This is a genomic window from Vibrio sp. 1CM2L, assembly GCF_023161695.1.
In the GTDB taxonomy this organism is placed as follows: domain Bacteria; phylum Pseudomonadota; class Gammaproteobacteria; order Enterobacterales; family Vibrionaceae; genus Vibrio; species Vibrio coralliirubri.
In genome coordinates this window covers 93,773-111,944 of the sequence record NZ_JALNTT010000003.1, presented here as the reverse complement: position 1 = coordinate 111,944, position 18,172 = coordinate 93,773, and the positions used below count along the sequence as shown (strand labels likewise).

Annotated in this window: 20 protein-coding genes; all 20 read right to left on the bottom strand. The window is 46.1% G+C overall.

Going from position 1 to position 18,172, the window contains the following annotated elements:
- Positions 1-7: 7 nt before the first annotated feature.
- On the bottom strand, positions 8-1,228 hold the full coding sequence (gene ccmI, locus MSG34_RS10615) for a c-type cytochrome biogenesis protein CcmI (protein WP_050621064.1): 1,221 nt from the start codon (positions 1,226-1,228) through the stop codon (positions 8-10).
- The gene (locus MSG34_RS10610) at positions 1,228-1,719 is read right to left on the bottom strand and encodes a cytochrome c-type biogenesis protein (protein WP_081230577.1); all 492 of its coding nucleotides are present in this window, start codon (positions 1,717-1,719) and stop codon (positions 1,228-1,230) included. Before MSG34_RS10610 ends, ccmI begins: the two co-directional genes overlap by 1 nt.
- Positions 1,716-2,267, bottom strand: a complete 552-nt coding sequence (locus MSG34_RS10605; RefSeq protein ID WP_248337336.1) for a DsbE family thiol:disulfide interchange protein — start codon at positions 2,265-2,267, stop codon at positions 1,716-1,718. Before MSG34_RS10605 ends, MSG34_RS10610 begins: the two co-directional genes overlap by 4 nt.
- Before the next feature lie 5 nt (positions 2,268-2,272).
- Positions 2,273-4,243, bottom strand: a complete 1,971-nt coding sequence (locus MSG34_RS10600) for a heme lyase CcmF/NrfE family subunit (RefSeq protein WP_017060654.1) — start codon at positions 4,241-4,243, stop codon at positions 2,273-2,275.
- A complete protein-coding gene (gene ccmE, locus MSG34_RS10595; protein ID WP_017064106.1) occupies positions 4,240-4,722 on the bottom strand; it encodes a cytochrome c maturation protein CcmE in 483 nt (160 codons plus the stop codon). The genes MSG34_RS10600 and ccmE overlap by 4 nt, the downstream gene beginning before the upstream one ends.
- Positions 4,719-4,925: a heme exporter protein CcmD gene (gene ccmD / locus MSG34_RS10590; protein ID WP_009848525.1), complete on the bottom strand. Its 207-nt coding sequence runs from the start codon at positions 4,923-4,925 to the stop codon at positions 4,719-4,721. The genes ccmE and ccmD overlap by 4 nt, the downstream gene beginning before the upstream one ends.
- 14 nt (positions 4,926-4,939) lie before the next feature.
- Positions 4,940-5,680 carry a heme ABC transporter permease gene (locus tag MSG34_RS10585; RefSeq protein ID WP_017064107.1) on the bottom strand — a complete coding sequence of 247 codons (741 nt, stop codon included), beginning with the start codon at positions 5,678-5,680 and terminating at the stop codon, positions 4,940-4,942.
- Positions 5,681-5,828: 148 nt separating this feature from the next.
- Entirely contained in the window at positions 5,829-6,497 is a 669-nt protein-coding gene (gene ccmB, locus MSG34_RS10580; protein ID WP_017060658.1) for a heme exporter protein CcmB, read from the bottom strand.
- Position 6,498: 1 nt separating this feature from the next.
- Complete coding sequence (gene ccmA / locus MSG34_RS10575) at positions 6,499-7,116, bottom strand: cytochrome c biogenesis heme-transporting ATPase CcmA (RefSeq protein WP_048607846.1); 618 nt, start codon at positions 7,114-7,116, stop codon at positions 6,499-6,501.
- A gap of 278 nt (positions 7,117-7,394) precedes the next feature.
- Positions 7,395-7,907, bottom strand: coding sequence for a DUF2802 domain-containing protein (locus MSG34_RS10570; protein WP_050644988.1), 513 nt, complete (start codon positions 7,905-7,907; stop codon positions 7,395-7,397).
- Positions 7,907-8,401, bottom strand: a complete 495-nt coding sequence (locus tag MSG34_RS10565; protein ID WP_017064109.1) for a chemotaxis protein CheW — start codon at positions 8,399-8,401, stop codon at positions 7,907-7,909. The genes MSG34_RS10570 and MSG34_RS10565 overlap by 1 nt, the downstream gene beginning before the upstream one ends.
- Positions 8,402-8,473: 72 nt before the next feature.
- Positions 8,474-9,604: a chemotaxis protein CheW gene (locus MSG34_RS10560; RefSeq protein ID WP_248337334.1), complete on the bottom strand. Its 1,131-nt coding sequence runs from the start codon at positions 9,602-9,604 to the stop codon at positions 8,474-8,476.
- Positions 9,591-10,373 (bottom strand): ParA family protein, encoded by a 783-nt coding sequence (locus MSG34_RS10555; protein WP_017064111.1) that lies wholly within the window; start codon positions 10,371-10,373, stop codon positions 9,591-9,593. The genes MSG34_RS10560 and MSG34_RS10555 overlap by 14 nt, the downstream gene beginning before the upstream one ends.
- Before the next feature lie 10 nt (positions 10,374-10,383).
- Positions 10,384-11,496 carry a chemotaxis response regulator protein-glutamate methylesterase gene (locus MSG34_RS10550; protein ID WP_248337332.1) on the bottom strand — a complete coding sequence of 371 codons (1,113 nt, stop codon included), beginning with the start codon at positions 11,494-11,496 and terminating at the stop codon, positions 10,384-10,386.
- A 13-nt stretch (positions 11,497-11,509) separates the two neighbouring features.
- Complete coding sequence (locus MSG34_RS10545) at positions 11,510-13,708, bottom strand: chemotaxis protein CheA (RefSeq protein WP_248337331.1); 2,199 nt, start codon at positions 13,706-13,708, stop codon at positions 11,510-11,512.
- Between the two features lie 9 nt (positions 13,709-13,717).
- Positions 13,718-14,449, bottom strand: a complete 732-nt coding sequence (locus MSG34_RS10540) for a protein phosphatase CheZ (protein WP_017064113.1) — start codon at positions 14,447-14,449, stop codon at positions 13,718-13,720.
- 105 nt (positions 14,450-14,554) lie between these two features.
- Positions 14,555-14,923, bottom strand: coding sequence for a chemotaxis response regulator CheY (gene cheY, locus MSG34_RS10535; RefSeq protein WP_016767062.1), 369 nt, complete (start codon positions 14,921-14,923; stop codon positions 14,555-14,557).
- 42 nt (positions 14,924-14,965) lie between these two features.
- Positions 14,966-15,700 carry an RNA polymerase sigma factor FliA gene (locus tag MSG34_RS10530; RefSeq protein ID WP_017060667.1) on the bottom strand — a complete coding sequence of 245 codons (735 nt, stop codon included), beginning with the start codon at positions 15,698-15,700 and terminating at the stop codon, positions 14,966-14,968.
- A complete protein-coding gene (locus tag MSG34_RS10525; RefSeq protein WP_017060668.1) occupies positions 15,693-16,580 on the bottom strand; it encodes a MinD/ParA family protein in 888 nt (295 codons plus the stop codon). Before MSG34_RS10525 ends, MSG34_RS10530 begins: the two co-directional genes overlap by 8 nt.
- 13 nt (positions 16,581-16,593) lie before the next feature.
- Entirely contained in the window at positions 16,594-18,156 is a 1,563-nt protein-coding gene (flhF, locus tag MSG34_RS10520) for a flagellar biosynthesis protein FlhF (protein ID WP_248337329.1), read from the bottom strand.
- Between the last annotated feature and the right edge of the window lie 16 nt (positions 18,157-18,172).

Genomic DNA, 18,172 nt, shown 5'->3' with positions numbered 1-18,172 from the left:
GTGATGATTAATATTGCTTATTGATATCAATGGTCACTGGAGCACCCAGTTCAACCACTTCACTTTCACCGTACCAATCACCTTCGCGAGTTGAAACGTTGCCGTCTGTATCAAGCCTAGCTCTAACCATCAGAGTTTCAAGGCTAGACAGCTCTTGTCCTTCCAACATGCTGTTGCCGTCATCAAGAACAACAGTACGCGGGAAAGTCCCTAGTGGGTAGCGTGCCGCTGCGATAGGCATTGGAGAACCATCAGCTCTGTGTACTGACACAATTAACACTGAGTTAGGGTCAGCATTCACGTCTGCAGATAGATCGAGCGTTACAGCAACAGTCTTACCTTGGTCAACACCCATAGTGTCGCCCATTTTCTTCTGAGCACTTTCAATACTGCGCGAAAGCATTTCATAGCGACTGTCTTGTGGACCAATCATCTGCTGCATGATGCTCCAGTACTTCACAGCACCCGGGTAGTCTTGACGCTCAAACGCATCGAACGCTAGCAGTGAGAACACACGAAGGTCAACGTAATCGTTTTGAATCAAACGGCTCAAAATCAAACGAGCTTGGTTCTGATCAGCTTCATCAGGTGAAAGCATCAGTGCTTGTGCGAAGCCTAACTGAACATCTTCATTCTTAGGTTCAAGTTTGTAAGCTCGTTCCATAGAATCTTTTGCTGTTTCAGCATCACGGTTAGCCAGTGCGATACGACCGAGTAGTAACCAACCAGTTGAATCTTTTGGTTGGTAATGCAGACGCGTACGAAGCGCCAGAGTCAAATCTTCCAGCTCATCATCCGTTAGTGCACCACCTTCCGATGACATCAGCTTTTTAGACAATTCAGGAAGGTTAGAACTCACTTCTTGCCAGTGTTGAACTTTGTCCAATGCACCGAACTTAAAGTACATACCATAAGTCACAACGACGACAAGAATGATCGACGGTACCACTACACCAAGCGTAGAGATTTGAGTCTTCTTCATCTCTTCTTGTGCAGGAACATCGTCAAGCAGAGACTGTTTCAAATCAGCGATCAGTTCTTGTTGGTTATCAACAAGACCTTCCTCTGCTTCTACTTCTAACTCGACAAGACGGTCTTTATAGAATGCTTTGTTCAACTCGTCGCGAAGCATTTCATCATTGTTTGCCTTCTTATTAATGAAAGGCAGAACAATTAAGAAAATTGCCGCTAGCGAAAGGATAATGGTAGAAATCCAAAATAGAGTCATTACTTCTTATCTCCGTCGTTCTCTTCATCGAGTAACGCTTTTAAGCGAGCTTCTTTGTCTGCATCCCAGTCTTTATCTGACTCTACTGCTGCTTTTGATTTTGACTTTCTGCTTCGTAAAATAATCAAACCAAATCCAAACACAACCACCGCAAACGGACCAATCCAAAGGATCGATGTAGCTAGTGTCAGTGGTGGATTGTAAGTCACAAAGTTTCCGTAGCGAGCAATCATGTAATCAATGATATCTTGCTTCGACTTGCCGTCTTTTGTCATCTCGTACACTTTTTGGCGTAAGTCGACCGCTAGCTCAGCGTTCGAATCACCAATAGTGTTGTTCTGACATTTAGGACAACGCAGCGTATTGCTCAGCTCTTTGAACTGCTGTTCTTGGTCCACGGTTTCGAATTCATGAAACTCGATAGGCGCAGCAGTAACTGTCGCTGAGATTGCGAACGTAGCGAATAGAGTAATCAGTGCCTTTCTAATCATTTCGATTCCTCCAACAACTCTTGATACATCGGCTCAAGCGTCGATGCCCAGTTGGTTGGGTTCACGTCACCAACATGGCGGTAGCGAACCACGCCGTTAGCATCGATTAGGAAAGTTTCAGGCGCGCCATACACGCCAAGGTCAAGGCCTAGCATGCCATTACCATCAAACAGGCTGATTAAGTAAGGGTTACCCAGCTCTTTCAACCAACCAACGGCTTTGTTGCGATCATCTTTGTAGTTAAGACCAATGATCTTAACGCCTTGATCCGCAAGCTTGTTCAGGTAAGAGTGCTCTGCATAACAAGTAGGACACCAAGTCGCCCAGACGTTAAGAAGCAGTGGCTCACCTTTAAAGATCGCTTGATCATGAAACTTACCTGGTTGTTCTAAGTCTTCTAGACCGAACTCAGGAACAGGCTTACCAATCAATACTGATTCAAGCTTAGTCGGGTCATCACCCGACTGGTTGCGCATTAATTGCGTGGCAAAGATTCCAGCTAGAACCATGAACGCAATCAAAGGAATGAATAAAATCTTCTTGTCCATTCTAATTAAGCCTCCTGCTCTTCAGCCGACTTTTTGGTTGGCTTACGGAAACGGTAACGACGGTCACTGATTGCAATAGCACCACCAATCGACATGATCAAAGAACCTGCCCAGATCCAACGTACAAACGGTTTGTAGTAGATACGTACGGCCCAAGACTTGTTGTCGTCCAAACGCTCACCCATTGCGATGTATAGGTCGCGTGTTACGCCACGGTCAATCGCCGCTTCTGTCATCATAGACTTAGCTGTGGTGTAGAAACGTTTTTCAGCGTGAAGCGTGTTGATGTATTTGCCTTCTTTAGTAATTTCAAAGTCAGCAATGTAACCATCGTAGTTAGGACCATCTTTGTCACGAACCCCTGTAAACAGGAAGCTGTATTCTTCAAGCTGGTAGCTTTCACCTGGCGCCAGACGCACATCACGTTCGATGCTGTAGTTTTGCACCATCGCGATACCAATCACTGTCACGGCTAAACCAATGTGACCACACATCATTGCCCAGTGGCTACGAGGTAGCTTAGTTAGACCTTTCAGGAATGTGTGACGGTGAGTCGCACGCTCATGCAGCTCAAAACCGTGCATGAAGATGATCCAGAACGCCATTACCCAACCAGCAAACGCAGTACCACTGAAGCGGTCAGCCAGTAGAGCAACCATTAGCGCACTCAAGCCAAGTGAGAATGCACCTGAAATCAGCATTGGTTTAACAAGCTTAGATAGGTTGTCACGTTTCCAGCGGATCAGAGGACCGATACCAAGCAGGAACGAGAACGGGATCATTAACCAGAAGAACAACATGTCAAAGAATGGTGCACCGATAGATACCGAGCCCAACCCTAACTGTTTGTGAACTAAAGGCAGTAGCGTACCGACTAATACAACGACAAGCGCTGCAATCAATAAGATGTTGTTACCAAGCAGTGCGTTTTCACGAGAAACCAAATCGAAGTTACCGCGAACACGAACCGATGCGCCTTTAACAGCGAACAACAGCAGTGAACCACCGATAACAAAGACTAGGAAACCTAGAATAAACATACCACGAGCAGGATCCGACGCGAATGCGTGAACCGATACCAAGATGCCCGAACGAACTAGGAATGTACCTAGTAAGCTTAGCGAGAATGCAGAGATAGCCAGCAGTACTGTCCAAGCTTTAAATGTGCCACGCTTTTCAGTTACCGCTAGTGAGTGCATTAGAGCAGTACCAGCCAACCAAGGCATGAATGAAGCGTTTTCTACTGGATCCCAGAACCACCAGCCACCCCAGCCAAGTTCGTAGTAAGCCCACCATGAACCTAGTGCGATACCTACCGTTAGGAATAACCAAGCTGCGATTGTCCAAGGACGCGACCAGCGAGCCCATGCCGTATCAAGACGACCACTCATTAGAGAAGCGATTGCGAAAGAGAACGCAACAGAGAAACCTACATAACCCATGTAAAGCATTGGCGGGTGAATAATCAAACCCGGGTCTTGCAGTAGTGGGTTCAAGTCACGGCCATCTACAGGGAAGAAAGGCAATGTACGTAGGAACGGGTTAGACGTTACGATAATGAACAGCAAGAAGCCGACCGTAATCAAACCCATGATAGCCAGTACGCGAGCAACAGACTCTTGAGGCATACCACGGCTAAACGTCGCTACTGCAACCGTCCAACCCGCTTGGATAAGAACCCAAAGCAGTAATGAACCTTCGTGAGCGCCCCAAACCGCCGTAATTCGGTAGTACCAAGGCAGCTGGCTATTCGAGTTACTTGCTACGTATTGAATCGTAAAATCATTTGTGTAGAACGCGTAACACAAGATAAAGAACGAAATCGCTAAGAATCCGAACATACCCCACGACAACGGTCGTGCGCTGTTCATCAGTAATGTGTTATTTCGAGCGGCTCCATACAATGGGAGCACGCTCAGCAGCAATGCAAGTCCCAAGGACAGGATCATCGCAAAATGGCCGATCTCGGCTATCATTGAGCATTTCCTTCTTTTTGTTCAGTCGTGTATTGCAAAGGCTCATGGGTTTTCTTCATTGCTTCCGCAACTTCAGAAGGCATGTACTCTTCATCGTGCTTTGCCAACACCTCAAACGCTTCGATTGTCGTTGCATTTTTAAGAACACCCTGAGCAACAATACCTTGGCCTTCACGGAAAAGATCAGGAAGGATGCCATCGTATAGAATTGTTACTTTAGGGCCTACATCTTGCAAATCAAAGCTAACACGTAGTGATTCATTGTCACGGCTTACAGAGCCGACTACGACCATGCCACCAATACGTAGGCGTTGACCAACTTCAGGTTTCTTACCATCTTTGCCGTTGACCAGCTCAGTTGGTGTGTAGAACAGATCCATGTTCTGGTTAAGTGCGTAAACCATCAATCCAACAGTCGCACTGATACCAAAAAAGATCGCTAAGACAATGCCCAGCCTCTTTTTACGTCTTGGGTTCATAGAGTGTTCTCCATATTTTTTGCTGCATCGATACGAGCTTGACGATCAATCTTAGCTTGTACTTCATTTAGTAATTGCTTACCACGACGAACGCTTACGACCAGTAAAATGATCATCGCGAGGAATGTGATTCCAAATGCACTCCATACATACGAGGCATAGCCTCCCATGGCAAAGAAATCACTCAAAGATTCAAAATACATAATTACCTACCCTACTACGCTTTTTCAGCCGCAAGCTTGCGAACCCATGGACGGTGACTTTCTTTACTGATGATTTCGTTACGGAAACGAACCATAGTCACAGCACCAAAGAAAAAGGCGAAGCCGAAGATGTTAAGAAGAAGCGGCCATAACATGTCACTTGAAATAGAAGGCTTGTCGAACTTAGTGATCGTCGCGCCTTGGTGAAGTGTGTTCCACCACTCTACTGAAAAGTGAATGATAGGTAGGTTGATGACACCAACGATAGCCAAAATGCCTGCCGCTTTGGCTGCTGTTTTTTGGTCGTCAAAAGCATGGTGAAGTGCAATCACACCCAAGTACAAGAATAGAAGAATCAGCTCTGAGGTTAAACGCGCATCCCAAACCCACCAAGCACCCCACATTGGTTTACCCCAAACAGCGCCGGTTAGTAACGCAATGAAGGTAAACACAGCACCAATAGGCGCCATCGCCAGTGCGGCCATATCTGATAGCCTTACCTGCCATACCAAACCGATAAAGGCAGCAATCGCCATCGACATGTATACGCCCATCGACCAGATTGCAGACGGAACATGGATGTAGATGATACGGAAGCTATCGCCTTGTTGGTAATCAGAAGGCGCAAATGCAAGCCCCCACACGGTACCGACGGATAGACACAATAGCGCTAGGATCGAAAACCATGGCAAAAGTTTACCAGCAAGCTGATAAGAGGTTTCTGCTTTGGCATAGGGATGGAGCCATTTCCACATGTTGTAATCTCACTCTTACTTCATTTTGCTTACAGCTATTAAAGCTATAATTATAATAATTTTATTTGTCTTACTTTCAGTTTTACTGACTCTATGAGTCCAATCGACACGTTTGGTTCACATTGGCTATACGATAACGGAACCCCAATCAGTTCACACTCACTCTAAGTGCGGCACTGATCGCAAAAGGCGTCATAGTCATCGCACCCATTAACATTGCCCCAAGCACCGCCAATTGGCCGTTGTACGCAACGCCCAAAGCCGCAGCGTCAATCGCTGACGTCGCGAAAATCAAAATGGGGATGTAAAGCGGCAAGATTAACAGGCTTAACAGGACTCCGCCCTTCTGTAACCCAACGGTTAACGCAACACCAATCGCACCAATAAAACTCAATGCGGGTGTTCCTACCAGCAAGGTCAACACAACTGAGAGCCAAGTATCAAAATCTAAAGACAACAAAACAGCCAACAATGGGCTGATTAAAATCAATGGTAACCCGGTCAACAACCAGTGTGCTATGACCTTGGACAATACTACCAACTGCAACGGGATGGGCATCAGCATCATCTGCTCAAGGGCGCCATCTTGGAAATCATCGCGGAAAAGACGCTCTAAAGAGAGCAGTGCAGAGAGCAAAGCTGCCACCCAAACAATACCCGCAGCAATGCGCGCAAGTAGGTTTGGCTCAGGGCCGATACTCAAAGGGAATAGAGTTATAACAATGATGAAGAACCACAAAGGGTTAAAGATATCCGCTTGACGTCGAAACGCGATAAGCAGCTCGCGTCGGATAATCGTGGTCATTGAAGAGATCATATTACTCACCCAACTTAATTTTTCTTAGTTTCGGGCTATCAGCAAACATATCTTGGTGCGTGGTTAATAGCACAATGCCACCGTTGTCTGCATGCTGAGAAAAAAGAGATTCGAGAACTTTCACGCCCTGCTTATCAATGGCAGTCAGCGGCTCATCGAGAATCCACAACATTTGCTTGCTCAACCAAAGGCGAGCCAACGCAACTCGGCGTTGTTGGCCTGCTGAAAGTTGCCCTGCAGGTACGTCTTCTCTGCCCGCAAGCCCCACTTGAGCCAGCGCGTGGTAAAGCTCTTCTTTGCTGGTACCGCCACTGTGAATAGACTGATAAAAGCTCAGATTCTCATAAGCACTAAGCTCGCGCTTTACGCCTGTTTGGTGACCAAGAAAAAGTAAATTTTGATGATAAACATCTCGACTCGATTCAATAGACTCACCGTCCCAAGAGATAGTGCCGTCATCGCGATCGCCTAAACCAGTAATAATCCTAAGGAGTGTCGTTTTCCCAGTACCGTTACGACCTTCAACCTGAACCAGCTCACCTGGTTTCAATTGAAAAGACAACGATTCAAACAGAACCCTGTCGTCACGAATAGCAGTTAAATTTGAGACTTCTAGCATAGGTAAATTTAGTCGAGTAATGAGAGCGCTATAGTAGCACACCAACATGGTGACAAAACAGGACTAGGCGTTTTCGATAGAACAAAGTCGGTAAGAAACTGTTACCACCGCATCACAATTTACACATTTTCATCAACAAACAAGATATTGTCGTAGATACAAGCACTTATAAACATCGTTCTATATAGATCGATTAGACATAAAAAAAGAAGCCGAAGCTTCTTTTAAGAGGAATACGTAATAAACATCAATTGCTCAATACGAATTAAGCGCTCATTTTAACGACGTCGAGGCGGGTCTCTGCGCTCGCGAGAGGCATCGGGTTGCTCATCGTACGATGAAGGATTACTTCTTAACGAAGGGATTTTTTCCTTACCCGCGAGCTTATTCTGCAGAGACATCATCAGCTCAGCTTCCGCTTTAGGTAATTCACACTCTTCGATCAGTTCGTTAATCCCGGCACCAAGCTGAACCATTTTCGTTGCACGTGTGTACAAGCGTCCATCGGTGTCAGCATGTTCCAGCTCAACAATACGTTCATTCAAGTGCTTTATCAGATCTTGCTGTTCCGTCACTTTCTGGCCAAGGCCAACCACAACAGAGCGAACCTCAAGTAATTGCTTACTCGATTTTTGAAGCTCTTTATCCAAGTTACGAACTTGCAGACGTGACTGATCGAGCTGCTTTTGAATCGCACGTTTTACTTTGCTAATCAAAATCACGATGAATAACGTAAAAACCCCAACGCCTGATATCAGGGCAGCAGGGCTTAAAGGAAGCGCTTCAAACATTACAGGTGAGCCATCTCATCCCATTCGTCTTCGCTTAGTAGTTTGTTTAGATCTACTAAGATAAGCAGCTTGCCATCTCGGTTACTTACACCTTGGATGAACTTAGCACTTTCATCAGTACCAACACTTGGCGTTGTGTCGATTTCAGAAGAACGTAGGTAAACCACTTCAGCAACGCTATCTACTAGAATACCAATTACTTGACGCTCAGATTCAATAACGATGATACGAGTGTTGTCTGTGATTTCACCTTGCATCAAACCAAAGCGAGAACGAGTGTCGATAACAGTAACAACGTTACCACGTAGGTTAATAATACCTAGAACGTAATCTGGAGCACCCGGTACTGGAGCAATTTCGCTGTAACGCAGTACTTCACGTACTTGCATTACGTTGATGCCGTAAGTTTCTTCTTCTAGCTGGAAAGTCACCCATTGAAGTACTTCATCATTCGTTTGCTCTTTTCTTACTTCAACTTCACTCATATGAGACATAGATAATCCTCTTGCCGTCGTTACCGACCACTATTATTAACTTGATGCTTATTGTTAGCCTAATGCTTATGACTAGCTTAATGCTTTTACATCTAGCCCTGCGTTTAGCATGGCGATTAATGCTTCAACATGAATCAAAGCACACATTTTTTCTTTTACCATACCAGCGAGCCATGGGCGTTTCCCTGCCATTTCTCGCCAACGTACTTTATCTGTATTAAGTAGCTCGGTGCCTTTTAGCTCAGTACCCGCAAGGCCCCACAAGCTCTCTCCAAGCATCACTATATATTGATAGTTTTCTTTGTACTCGTCACCTGATAGTTTCTCAGACATCACCCATTTTGCGGTGTCGACCACATCTAGCTGACTATCACGGTTGGTTTGTAAACCTAAATACCAAGCTGGCTTACCAATGATATGACTTAACTCTTCAAGGCGATGGATGCCGCCAAGCTCATCAAGTGGCACCGCAAAGGTCACGCCATTTACATCAAAATACAAGACTTGAAAGTCTTCTTTGCGAACCGTACTTTCCCAAGAGGTAAACTGGTCAGCACCTCCGGCTTGAGTTTCTGGTTCAATAACTGTCTCGGGCTCAGGAACGTCAAGTTCAGGCTCAACAGCCTTAACTTCTGCTTGTTCCGTCGCTAACGGTTCAGCTTGTAACTCTTCAATTTGCTGCGATTCAACAGGTGGCTCTACAACAATTGATAAATCGGGTTCTGGAAGATTCCAATCCTGAATCTCTGGCTCTTCGAACACTTGAACAGACTCAACCGCGGCATCAAACATTTGCATGTCAGCTTGCTGGGCGATTTTCTGGGTGTTCTGATCCATCAACTCATCAAGGTTCAGTTCATCAACAACATTGGTCGCCTCTAAACGACTCAGTAGTTTCTGAACATCTTCAAGGTTAGGAACCTCAAACTCAGCCGCGCGTATTTCTGCGTAGCTTGAGTGGTGACTCGAAAATTGGCGCTCTGGCTCTGGCTCTGGCTCTGGCTCTGGCTCTGGCTCTGGCTCTGGCTCTGGCTCTGGCTCTGGCTCTGGCTCTTCAGGTTGTGATTCGTCGCTCGACTCGTCAACAAAAAAATCGTCAGATTCAAAGCTTTCATCACCTAACAACGCAGTAAAATAATCATCCAGTGCTTGTTCACTGGAGAGACTTGGCTGCGCCAATGTTGATTCTTTATTCGCGCTCATTTATCGCCAACCTTTCGAGATAAATAAGCAACTGTTTATAAGCAAATACACCACGGCTACCCGATGCAAAATGAGAGGCTGGCAAGCGCTTTAGGCTCGCATCTCGAAACTTGGTATCAATCGGCACAGCAGACGTCCAAACTTGGTTTGGGTAATCATCTTTGAGCTGCGTTAATGTTTGCAGTGAGGCTTTGGTTCGCTTGTCGTACATCGTTGGGACAATCGTCACCTTAAACGGTGTTTTGCGAGACTTCTGCATGATGGTCAAAGTGCGAATCATGCGCTCTAAGCCCTTCATCGCCAAAAACTCAGTCTGTACCGGAATCAATATACGATCGCTTGCAGCCAATGCATTGACCATCATCACACCCAGAATTGGCGGGCAATCAATCAATACATAGTCATAGTCGTCTTTCAAAGCGGCTAAAGCACGCTTCAAGATCAACCCCATGCCGCTTCGATTTCCCATTACACGGTCTAATGTCGCCAAAGACATATGCGCAGGGATAATATCGATACCTTCGACTTCCGTTTGTAGAAGCAAAGGTCTTACCGTCTGCGCGTTAAACTCACGCAACTGGAACAGATCAAACAGGCTCGATTCCACCGTATCTGAGTCGTACCCCAGATAGGTGGTCAGTGATGCATGTGGGTCAGTATCAACCAACAGAACACGGTGCCCCTTCAACGCAAGTAAACCTGCTAGAGTCACGGTCGTGGTCGTTTTACCAACACCACCTTTTTGGTTTGCAACACTCCAAACAATCATTTCGATTTACCTAAGCTAACCCAACTTCAACCAAGATCCTTTCCGCGATGCGGTCTAGAGGGAGGTCTTCAGTAGAAATGCCAGCTTTTGCTACAGCTTGAGGCATACCATATACAACACAACTATCTTCGTCTTGTGCCCAAATCGTCGAGCCCGCAGTTTTCAACATACGCGAACCTTCTCGACCATCTGCGCCCATACCGGTCAGTATCATAGACAAGACTTTGTCACCGTAGATCTTCGCTGCAGAGCCGAATGTGACATCCACACAAGGCTTGTAGTTCATGCGGTCGCCGCCATCGATAATTCTTAGACGTGCAGACCCTGCGCGGCCATCAACCATCATCTGTTTACCACCTGGAGCAAGATACGCCACGCCAGGTTTTAACACATCACCGTCTTGCGCTTCGCGAACTTCAATCTTACACAAGGTGTTCAATCGACTTGCAAAAGCAGCGGTGAATGTTGCAGGCATATGCTGAACTAACACAATCGGATGTGGATAGTTGGCAGGGATGCGAGTCAAAATCTTCTGTAGAGCAACAGGGCCGCCAGTCGACGTACCGATCGCTGTTAACTGATACTTTTTACCAGAGGCTCTGAATTTCGCAGCAGAAGCAGCAGCTCTAGCGGCTGGAGCGGCAGAAATCGGTTGGCGTAATGGCGTAGATGTTGAAGTCGTTGCTGTCGCTCTCGGTGCAATAGGAGCACGACGCATAAACGCACGCTTTGCAGCAATCTGAATCACACGCTGTTGAAGTAACGCAACCGCATCATCACGGTTACGTGCAATGTCTTCAAACTTCTTAGGTAAGAAGTCAAGAGCACCTGCATCTAACGCATCTAACGTTGCTCTCGCTCCATCATGCGTTAACGATGAAAACATCAAAATAGGCGTTGGAGACGCGGCCATGATCTCACGAACGGCAGTGATGCCGTCCATGACAGGCATTTCAATGTCCATCGTGATTACGTCAGGTCTTAGCTGTTTCGCTTTCTCAACGGCTTCTTTACCGTTTACTGCAACATCAATGACTTCTAGGCGAGCCTCTGAGTTGATGATCTCGCTAACGCGACGACGAAAAAAACTCGAATCATCAACGACTAATACTTTAATCGCCATATTTATCCTTAAATTAAATTCTTGACGCAGCTGCGTACTGCTTCAACAAGTCCGGCACATCTAGAATCAATGCAATGTGTCCGTCACTTGTAATTGTCGCGCCTGCCATTCCTGGCGTGCCTTGCAGAAGCTTATCAAGCGGCTTGATCACGACTTCTTCTTGACCGATAAGCGTATCGACAACAAAACCAACACGTTGGCTACCAAGTTGCACGATAACAACATGGCCGTGTCCTTTGCGCAGTTCAACAATACCCGCTTTAGGTGCAAGCCAGTTTTGCAAGTAGAACAACGGAATAGATTTATCGCGAACGATGATCGTCAGCTGACCATCAACCACGTTTGTGCGGCTTAAATCCAGGTGGAAGATCTCGTTAACCGATGCCAATGGCAATGCAAATGGGTGACCCGCAACACCGACCATCAAGGTTGGTAGAATCGCTAGGGTTAGTGGAACCTTGATGGTGATCTTGGTGCCCTGTCCCATTTCTGAATCAATATCAATAGAGCCGTTCAGTGTGTTGATCGCTGTTTTCACAACGTCCATACCCACACCACGACCAGAGATATCCGAGATCTGCTCTTTGCTTGAGAAGCCAGGAGCAAAAATCAGGTTGAAACACTCTTTATTTGATAAGCGAGACGCTGCATCTTCATCCATCAGGCCACGTTTAACCGCGATAGCACGAAGCTTATCTGGGTCCATACCGCCACCGTCATCAACGATAGCTAGCTCAATGTGGTCACCTTCTTGAGAGGCAGACAGAATCACTTTACCCGTTCTAGATTTACCTGCTGCAACACGGTCGTCCGGCATTTCAATACCATGGTCGACAGAGTTTCTCACCAAGTGAATCAGGGGATCAGCAAGTGCTTCTACTAAGTTTTTATCAAGATCCGTTTCTTCTCCACGCATTTCAAGAACGATGTCTTTCTTCAAGCTACGAGCAAGGTCACGGACAACTCGTGGGAAGCGACCAAATACTTTCTTGATCGGCTGCATACGAGTCTTCATTACCGCACCTTGTAGGTCTGCAGTAACAACATCTAAGTTAGAGACAGCTTTCGACATTTCTTCGTCGTTGCTGTTGAGGCCTAGGCTGACAAGTCGGTTACGCACCAATACCAGTTCACCCACCATGTTCATGATGGTGTCCAGTGTTGATGTATCAACGCGAACTGTTGCTTCAGCTTGCTGCTTCTTAGCCGGTGCTTTAACTTCAGCTTTTGCTGGAGCGCTCGGTTTTGGCTCAGCTTTAACGGCAACTGGCGCGGCTGGTTGAGGTTTAGGCGCAGCTTGAGTTGCTACTGCCTTAACTTCTGCAGGCTTAGTCGCGGCATCCAATTCTTCAATCGAAGGTCCATTACCTGAGCCATGTAATTGGTCAAGTAACTTCTCGAACTCTTCGTCAGTCATCAGATCATCGCCTTCAGACATCGCCGAAACAGGTGCTGCAGGAGGCGCTGGCGGAGGAGGAGGCGTTGAACTTGCCGCGGTCGGGCTGTTACCCGCACCGTGCAGTTCATCTAATAACTTTTCAAATTCGTCATCAGTAATATCACCACTGTCAGCAACAGGCTGAGGTGCAGCGGGTGCTGGCGGCGGTGTTGGAGCAGAAGGCGCTGTTGGTGAGCCACCTTTACCGTGAAGCTCATCAAGCAAGCGTTCAAACTCATCTTCAGAGATGTCATCGACTGAAGATGCATTAATGTTTGAGCTTTCAGCAGTAGGTTCCGGAGCAATAACAGGCTCAGGCGCTGCAACAACAGGTTCAGGGATAATAGGTGCAGGCGCTTCTACTGGTGCCACTTCATCCGCAGACTCTGGTTTGCAGAGACGGTGAAGTTCATCCAATAAAGATTGGTCAGCTGGTACTAAAGGTTCCTGATCTTGCACGGCGCGAAACTGTACATTGACTGTATCTAGCGCCTGCAGCATGGTATCCATCAAACCTGATGTTACGCTGCGTTGGCCGTTTCGTAGAATGTCGAACACATTCTCAGCACCATGACAAGTATCCACCAGCTCAGTTAATGCTAGGAAACCAGCACCACCTTTTACTGTATGGAAACCACGGAAAATAGCATTTAATAGGTCTTTGTCGTCAGGGTTATTCTCAAGCTCTACCAGTTGTTCTGATAGGAGTTCAAGGATCTCTCCTGCTTCGACTAAAAAGTCCTGAAGAATATCTTCGTCTAAATCGTAGCTCATACGTTACCTTTAAAATCCAAGACTGGATAACAAATCGTCGACTTCATCTTGAGATGCGACAGCGTCTTCGCGCTCTTCTGGGTTCATAATTGGACCTTCAGGCGCAATCGATGCTTTCTTCTCTGACTCTGGAGTTGGCTCTTTTTGATTCGCACCGAATACCGTGAGAATCTCGACCAAACGTCCTTCCACCTCATTCACCAAGGTAATAACTTTGCTAATTATCTGCCCAGTTAAATCTTGGAAATCCTGAGCCATCAAGATTTCAGTCAATTGTCCGCGTAGTTCAGTACTGTCGCCTTCTACTTGGACAAGCAATCCATCAATGCGGTGACATAAAGCTTTAAATTGTGCCAGCTCAATGCGGCCATGCATCAGTTCATTCCATTGAGGCCTTACTTGAAGTAAACACTCGTGTAGGTTGTCTGCGATTGGCATACAGCGATCAACAGCGTCCATCGTCTTGTTTGCCGCAACTTCCGTTTTATCAATGACATACTGAAGGCGATCCCTTGCGTCAGGGATTTCATCATTTGCGATAACGCTGATGCGTTCATCGAAATTGAATTGAGTCAAAGAGTCATGGAGGTCGCGTGTCAGACTTCCTATTTCTTGAAGCATTGGATTGTCTTGAAGACTAAAGTTATCTTCATAAATGCTTCTCACAAGAGAATCAGCATTTTGCTGCTCATCGTTCTCAAGCAGCTCTACTAATTTTTTTGCTTGTTCTAATGAAATCATCCTGAATTCGGCCTTACTCCGCATACTTTGTGCGCTTAGGCTATCGAGATAAACAGATAACTTATCAGTCAGTGTTTACCTAGAAGTGCCTAAATTTATTGATGCTTATAAGCGATCAAAAATCTTATCAAGTTTCTCTTTCAGCGTTGCAGCAGTGAAAGGCTTCACAATGTAACCATTAACACCCGCTTGCGCAGCTTCGATGATCTGCTCACGCTTCGCTTCAGCTGTGATCATAAGCACTGGAAGGTGCTTAAGTTCTGCGTCTGCGCGAATGTGTTTAAGCAGGTCAATCCCTTGCATGCCTGGCATGTTCCAGTCAGTTACCACGAAATCAAATTCGCCTTTTTTCAGCATAGGTAACGCGGTCAAGCCATCATCTGCTTCTTGAGTGTTGTTGAAACCTAAATCGCGAAGTAGGTTTTTAACAATTCGGCGCATCGTTGAAAAATCATCAACAATGAGAATTTTCATGTTTTTGTTCAAATTAGCCTCCACTGAATAGGATCAGTGTTGTTAGTCGTTCTGTGTCCAAGCACTTAACTTAGTGCGTAAACGCTGCATAGATTGGCTCAGTATTTGGCTTACACGAGATTCGCTGACACCTAGCACTTCCCCAATCTCTTTTAAATTGAGTTCTTCGTCGTAATAAAGCGAAAGCACAAGGCCTTCTCTTTCCGGAAGTTGTTTTATCGAATCGATCAAAGCTTGGCGGAATGACTCATCAGCAACCCCTTGAAAAGGCGTATTATCTTGAGAGTCTTCATTCGGAGATATTACATCATCTGAGACGCCTAAATCTTCGATTCCAACCAGTCTTGAGCAATTAATGTCAGTTAAAGCACTGTGATACTGCTCTAAGCTGAGCCCCATGTGTTTTGCCACTTCGGCATCACTCGGGTCGCGGTTGAGAATACCCTCTAATTCCGCGATTGCACTACTGATTTCTCGATTGTTTTTATGAACCGATCTCGGCACCCAATCCCCGCGGCGAATGTCATCCAACATTGCCCCGCGAATTCGAATACCAGCATACGTCTCAAAGCTTGCGCCTTTGGTACCATCATAGTTTTGTTGCGCTTCAATCAAGCCGATCATGCCGGCTTGAATTAAGTCATCAACCAATACATTAGGCGGTAATCGCCCCAACAAGTGATGAGCGATACGTTTAACCAACACAGAGTACTTCTCAAAAAAAGCCTGTTGGCTATTGTGATTAGCGTGTTGGTCGTAAGTAAGCGCTTTATTCACCAAATGGTTCCTCTATAAATTCAGTACGATTCAGCAGCCTTTCAACAAAGAACTCCAAGTGTCCGCTCGGTGTTTTTGGTATTGGCCAGGTCAATGCTTTGTTAGCCAAAGAGCTGATTGCCAATGCAGCTGGAGAGCGAGGAAACGCATCGACTACGATTTTCTGTCTCTTGACTGATTGACGTACTTTATCATCTAAAGGAATACATGCTACGAGTTCGAGGCTCACATTCAAGAAGCGCTCTGTGACCAAAGTCAACTTTGCAAATAATTCTCGGCCTTCGCGGTAGCTTCTGACCATATTTGCAACAACTTTGAATCGCTGAACTTGGTGTTCTCTGCTTAAAAGCTTAATCAAAGCATATGCATCCGTGATCGAGGTAGGTTCATCACATACCACGACAACCACATCTTGCGCCGCTCTTGAGAAGCTGATCACCATGTCCGAAATACCGGCTGCGGTATCAACCAACAAGATGTCCATCTCGTCTTCAAGCGAACCGAATGCGCGAATCAAACCAGCATGCTGAGCGTGTGAAAGTTCAGTCATGCTTTGAGTGCCCGATGTCGCTGGAATAATTTTAATTCCGTGCGGCCCTTCGACAATCGCATCCTTAAGTTCACATTCGCCAGCCAACACATGCCCAAGGTTTCGTTTAGAACGAATACCTAGCATGATATCGACGTTCGCTAGCCCTAAATCGGCATCTAGCACCATGACTTTTTTGCCTTGGCGCGCCATGCAAATAGCCATACCTAACGTCACATTAGATTTACCAACGCCTCCCTTACCACCGGTTACAGCGATAACTTTTGTGAGTGAAGGCTTGGTTAAGCGACGGAGGCCGCTAGCTTGATCATGTATCATATTTTCATTCATATTTATCCGCCGCCTAGAGCCCTTCAGAATCGCTATTCCAGTAATGAGGTTCATTCTCTGTAGATTTTTCTAATAGCTCATTAGCCTTAGCAATCATGTACTTTGGCTGAGCTATAACGATATCTTCAGGAACTCGTTGACCATTTGCTATGTAAGCAACTGGTAATGCATTTTGTATTACGACACTGATGAATTCACCTAGACTTAGGGATTCATCCAGCTTAGTCATGATGCATCCCGACAACGGGATTCTTCTAAAGTGTTCAATTGTTTCTTGCAGTACTTTGCGTTGCGCGGTTGCAGGCAACACAAGGTAGCTATTGATAACGGAACCACTCTCTTGCATCAATGTGTCTAACTGCTCAGATAGGCGAACATCTCGTTGTCCCATGCCTGCAGTATCGACCAGAATCAGGCGACGATTACGTAACTGATATATTACATCGGCCAGTTCGCTAGAATCTTTAGCAACTCTTACAGGACAACCCATAATTCGACCATAGATCGATAACTGCTCATGTGCACCTATACGATATGTGTCAGTTGTCACTAGTGCGACGTTATCTGCGCCATATTCCATGGCAGCGCGTGCCGCTAGCTTTGCAACAGTTGTCGTTTTACCCACACCAGTTGGGCCAAGTAGAGCCACAATACCGCCGCGTTTTAAAATATCTTTCTGAGTGACAGAGATTTGGTCAGCAACCAGTGCTAACAAAGCCTTCCATGCTCGCGCTGGTTTGGTATCTTCAGGAATGTAACAAGCCATCTGATCGGCTAGCTCTGCAGAAACACCCATACGCTCAAGGCGCTTAATAAGCATCGCTCTGAGCGGTTCACGACGCTCAACTTCTTGCCACATTAATCCAGATACTTGATGTTCTAACAGACGACGAATTGAGGTCATCTCTTCGCGCATCGTTTCCATTTCAGAATCAGAGCCTTTCGAGTGAGTGTTCTCACGACCGCGATCATAACGAGTAGGATCCAAGCGAGGTGCCGGACGCTCGACTCTGCGGTCTTCAGCAATCAACTTAGACAAACCTGTTTCACGAGCAAATGCTGAATCAAGATTGCCGTGAGACTGTTGGTTACCGTTAGACTGCTGATGGCCATGAGACTGCAGATTGCTTTGAGTCTGATGACTATGAGGGTTATGACCCGTGCTTGATTGGCGATTAAGCAATGCTGACAATGAATCTTCATTTTCAGCACGATGTTGTGGTTCATCCTCGGCTCCATGACTGTATTGTTTTAGCATATTCGCAAAGCGCTTAGTCATTGAGCGTCCACCTTCAGCATTCGACTGCAGGCTAACCTTGTCATCGTCTAGTTGACGTCGCCCTGCAGGAGCTGCGGGTGCGGCCATTTGCGTATATTGGCTTTGTGCAGGCTGCTGAGGTTTATTTAGTCTCTGGCTTGCTGTTGAAGGGCTAGATTCGCCATCAATAGCGGCAACAATTTCCACGCCACCTGCGACCTTTTTGTTAGACATGATCACCGCCTCTGAGCCAAGTTCTTCTTTAACTTGGAGCAGTGCCGTTCGCATATCTTTTGCAAAAAATCGTTTAATTTTCAATTCGATCGTCCGTTCT